Source organism: Nonomuraea sp. NPDC059194 (assembly GCF_042754765.1).
Classification (GTDB): Bacteria; Actinomycetota; Actinomycetes; order Streptosporangiales; family Streptosporangiaceae; genus Nonomuraea.
This window is the reverse complement of sequence record NZ_JBHZBH010000098.1, coordinates 1-3,450: the sequence shown is the minus strand read 5'-3', so window position 1 is coordinate 3,450 and position 3,450 is coordinate 1. Positions and strand designations below refer to the sequence as shown.

4 protein-coding genes and 1 pseudogene are annotated in these 3,450 nt (G+C 69.5%); 4 read left to right on the top strand and 1 reads right to left on the bottom strand.

Features of this window, described 5'->3' with window-relative positions; all coding sequences use genetic code 11:
- Positions 1 to 67 precede the first annotated feature (67 nt).
- Both ACFXJ8_RS43890 and ACFXJ8_RS43885 read left to right on the top strand, forming a co-directional pair.
- Complete coding sequence (locus ACFXJ8_RS43890) at positions 68 to 382, top strand: hypothetical protein (RefSeq protein ID WP_379651505.1); 315 nt, start codon at positions 68 to 70, stop codon at positions 380 to 382.
- 55 nt (positions 383 to 437) lie between these two features.
- Positions 438 to 641 (top strand): annotated as a pseudogene (locus ACFXJ8_RS43885) (heavy-metal-associated domain-containing protein); the annotation flags it as partial.
- A gap of 62 nt (positions 642 to 703) precedes the next feature.
- Here ACFXJ8_RS43885 and ACFXJ8_RS43880 read toward each other — a convergent pair.
- A complete protein-coding gene (locus ACFXJ8_RS43880; RefSeq protein WP_379651503.1) occupies positions 704 to 1,060 on the bottom strand; it encodes a DUF2809 domain-containing protein in 357 nt (118 codons plus the stop codon).
- Positions 1,061 to 1,081: 21 nt separating this feature from the next.
- On the opposite strand from ACFXJ8_RS43880, the gene ACFXJ8_RS43875 reads away from it, so the two are divergent.
- Both ACFXJ8_RS43875 and ACFXJ8_RS43870 read left to right on the top strand, forming a co-directional pair.
- Positions 1,082 to 2,713, top strand: a complete 1,632-nt coding sequence (locus tag ACFXJ8_RS43875) for an ABC-F family ATP-binding cassette domain-containing protein (RefSeq protein WP_379651501.1) — start codon at positions 1,082 to 1,084, stop codon at positions 2,711 to 2,713.
- A 123-nt stretch (positions 2,714 to 2,836) separates the two neighbouring features.
- A partial coding sequence (locus tag ACFXJ8_RS43870) for an ABC transporter substrate-binding protein (protein WP_379651499.1) occupies positions 2,837 to 3,450 on the top strand: 614 nt, incomplete at its 3' end.

Sequence of the window (3,450 nt, the reverse complement as noted above, 5' to 3'; positions counted from 1 at the left end):
TGACGGACTGGATGAGACGAGCGGAGTGACGGGAGACTGTCACGCTCCGTTCTGTGGGAGCCCGGAGGTGAGACTCCTCCGGGCCACCCGGCGGCGGGCCGCCCGGGCCGCGATCCTGCCCCAGATGCTGTCCGGTGACCGCTACACCGTCGGCGTCGCCGCCTATCACGTGACCAACCAGACCACCTACGTGCTGGGGTTCCTGGTCGGCGGCTTGGTGGTCGCGGCGACCGGGCCCCGGCCCGCCTTCGTGATCGACGCGGCCACGTTCGTGGTGTCCGCCCTGCTCGTCTCCCGCCTCCCCGCCTTCACCCCCACCGGGGTCGCCGGGGTCGCCCGAACCGCCGCCGCCCGGGCGAGCGCTAGGATCCGTGTGACATAAACCCCCGGGGGGTATATAGTGACGGCACGAGCTTCCGAGCTGTGAGGAGAGAGCGATGACCGTCACCACATACCAGGTCGAGGGAATGACCTGCGGCCACTGCGTCAGCTCGGTGACCGCCGAGGTGGGCAAGGTGGCAGGCGTGAGCGAGGTGCGGGTCGACCTGGCGAGCAAGGCCGTCACCGTGACGAGCGCGACGCCGCTCGACGACGCGGTGGTGGGCGCGGCCGTCACGGAGGCGGGCTACGAGCTCACCGGACGCCAGGACACCATCATGCTGGCCCAGGCGGGCGGCTCCTGCTGCGGGTCGGGCGGCTGCCACTAACCAAGAGGCGTTCCCGGAGGGCGGGCCGTGCGACGGCGGACGGTGAGGTCGAAGGCGCACGCGGCGGCGGCCCCCACGGCGTACCAGAACAGGTCGGGCGGGTTGAAGGTGCTGCCCAGGACCGGCGCCAGCACGCGCGGCAGGTTCAGCAGCTGCGCGAACTCGATCACCCAGCTCGCCCCCAGCGCGACCGCCGCCGCCCACACCGGGCGGATCCTGGGCGCGGCGAACACCACGATCCAGTACAGGAGCACGGTGTAGAACGCGTCGCCCGCGTACTTCGACAACGGCCTGGTCGACAGCCCGAGGATGATCGTGACGGCGGCGAAAATGAGGATGCGCGTGCGCGACATGCGATTACGCTAACGGGTGATATGAGCGCAACACTTGTCGCAAAGGGCCTGGCCGCAGGCCACGGTGAGCGGGTTCTGTTCTCGGAGCTCGATCTCGTGGTCGCCCCGGGCGACGTCATCGGCCTCGTCGGCGTCAACGGAGCGGGCAAGTCGACGCTGCTCCGCCTGCTGGCCGCGATGGACCAGCCGGAGAGCGGTTCGATCAGGCTGAACCCGCCCACGGCCGTCGTCGGTTTCCTGCCCCAGGAGCCCGAGCGCCGTCAGGGCGAGACGGTCAGGCGGTTCCTCGCCCGCCGTACCGGGGTCACGAAGGCGCAGGCCGATCTCGACGCGGCCACGCAGGCCCTCGTGGAGTCCAGGCAGGGCGCCGACGACGCCTACAGCGTCGCGCTGGAGCGCTGGCTGTCGCTGGGCGGCGCGGACCTGGAGGAACGCGCGGACGAGGTGGCCGCCGATCTCGGGCTGATGATCGACCTCGATCAGCCCATGACGTCGCTGTCCGGCGGGCAGGCCGCCCGTGCGGGCCTGGCGTCGCTGCTGCTGAGCCGCTACGACCTGTTCCTGCTCGACGAGCCGACCAACGACCTCGACCTCGACGGGCTCGACCGGCTGGAGCGGTTCGTGAAGGGGCTGCGCGCGGGGACCGTGGTGGTCAGTCACGACCGCGAGTTCCTGGCCAGGACCGTGTCGTCGGTGCTGGAGCTCGACCTGGCCCAGCAGCAGGTCCATCTGTACGGCGGCGGCTACCAGGCCTACCTCGACGAGCGCGAGGTGGCCCGCAGGCACGCCCGCGAACGCTACGAGGAGTACTCCGAGACGCGATCCGACCTGGAGCTGCGCGCCCGCACGCAGCGCGCGTGGATGGAGAAGGGCGTCAAGAACGCCCGCAGGAAGCAGAAGGACAACGACAAGATCGGCCGCAACGCCCGGATCGAGACAACGGAGAAGCAGGCCGCCAAGGCCCGGCAGACCGAGAAGCTGATCGATCGGCTGGAGGTCGTGGAGGAACCGCGCAAGGAGTGGGAGCTGCGGATGGAGATCGCGGCCGCTCCCCGCGCCGGTGCGGTGGTGTCGACGGTGCGCGGGGCCGTGGTCAGGCGCGGCTCGTTCACACTCGGCCCCGTCGACCTGGAGATCGGCTGGGCGGAGCGGGTGGCGATCACCGGCGCGAACGGCTCGGGCAAGACGACGCTGCTTGCCGCCATGCTGGGCAAGCTGAAGCTCGACGAGGGCCACGCGGCGCTCGGTCCTGGGGTGGTGGTCGGCGAGGTCGACCAGGCCCGCAGGCTGTTCGAGGGCTCGGCGCCGCTGGTGGAGTCGTTCTCCGACGAGCTGCCGCCCGGCGAGGTGCGCACGCTGCTGGCCAAGTTCGGGCTCAGGGCCGACCACGTGCTGCGGCCCGCCGCCACGCTCTCGCCCGGCGAGCGGACGCGTGCCGCGCTGGCGTTGCTGCAGGCCAGGGGCGTCAACCTGCTGGTGCTCGACGAGCCGACCAACCACCTCGACCTGCCCGCGATCGAGCAGTTGGAGTCGGCGCTGGCGACCTATCCCGGCACGCTGCTGCTGGTCACCCACGACCGGAGGATGCTCGATGCCGTACAGGTGGATCGGCGGCTGCGGGTGGACGGAGGTCAAGTCACCGAAGAGGGGTGAAAAATAACATCGCGGATTGAAACGAGAGTGAAACAATTTTCCGCCTCTCGTTGACACACGAGGTCGCGATGGTGTGCCTTGCTGTTGAACAGGTCTCCCCCTGCCTGAGAGTGAGGCATCCAAATGGGTAAATGGCTCGCGCGCCTGACGGCGCTCGGGGTGGCTCTAGCATTGGCGGCACCGGTCACCGCCGCGCAGGCGGATCCCGCTACGACGGGCAAGAAGACCGTCAGGATCGGCTCGATCCAGGCGGTCGACTCGATGAACCCGTTCCTGGCGGTACGGCTGATCGCGGGCCAGCTCCAGCGGTGGACGTACATGTTCCTCACGACGCCCGACCCCAAGACCCTCCAGCCCAGCCCTGATCTGGCGGAGTCGTGGGAGTCGTCGGAGGACGGGCTGACCTGGACGTTCAAGATCCGCCAGGCCAAGTGGTCGGACGGTCAGCCGGTCACCGCCCACGACGCCGCGTGGACCTTCAACAAGATCATGACGGACGACGCGGCCAAGACCGGCAACGGTCCCGCCGTGGAGAACTTCGCCTCGGTCGCCGCCACCGACGACCGGACCCTGGTCATCAAGACCAAGGCGCCGCAGGCGTCGATGCTGTCGAACCCGATCCCGATCGTGCCCAAGCACGTCTGGGAGAAGGTCGGCGACATGGCCACGTACGAGAACGAGACGTACCCCGCCGTCACCAACGGCGCGTACATCCCGATCGAGCACAAGAAGGACAA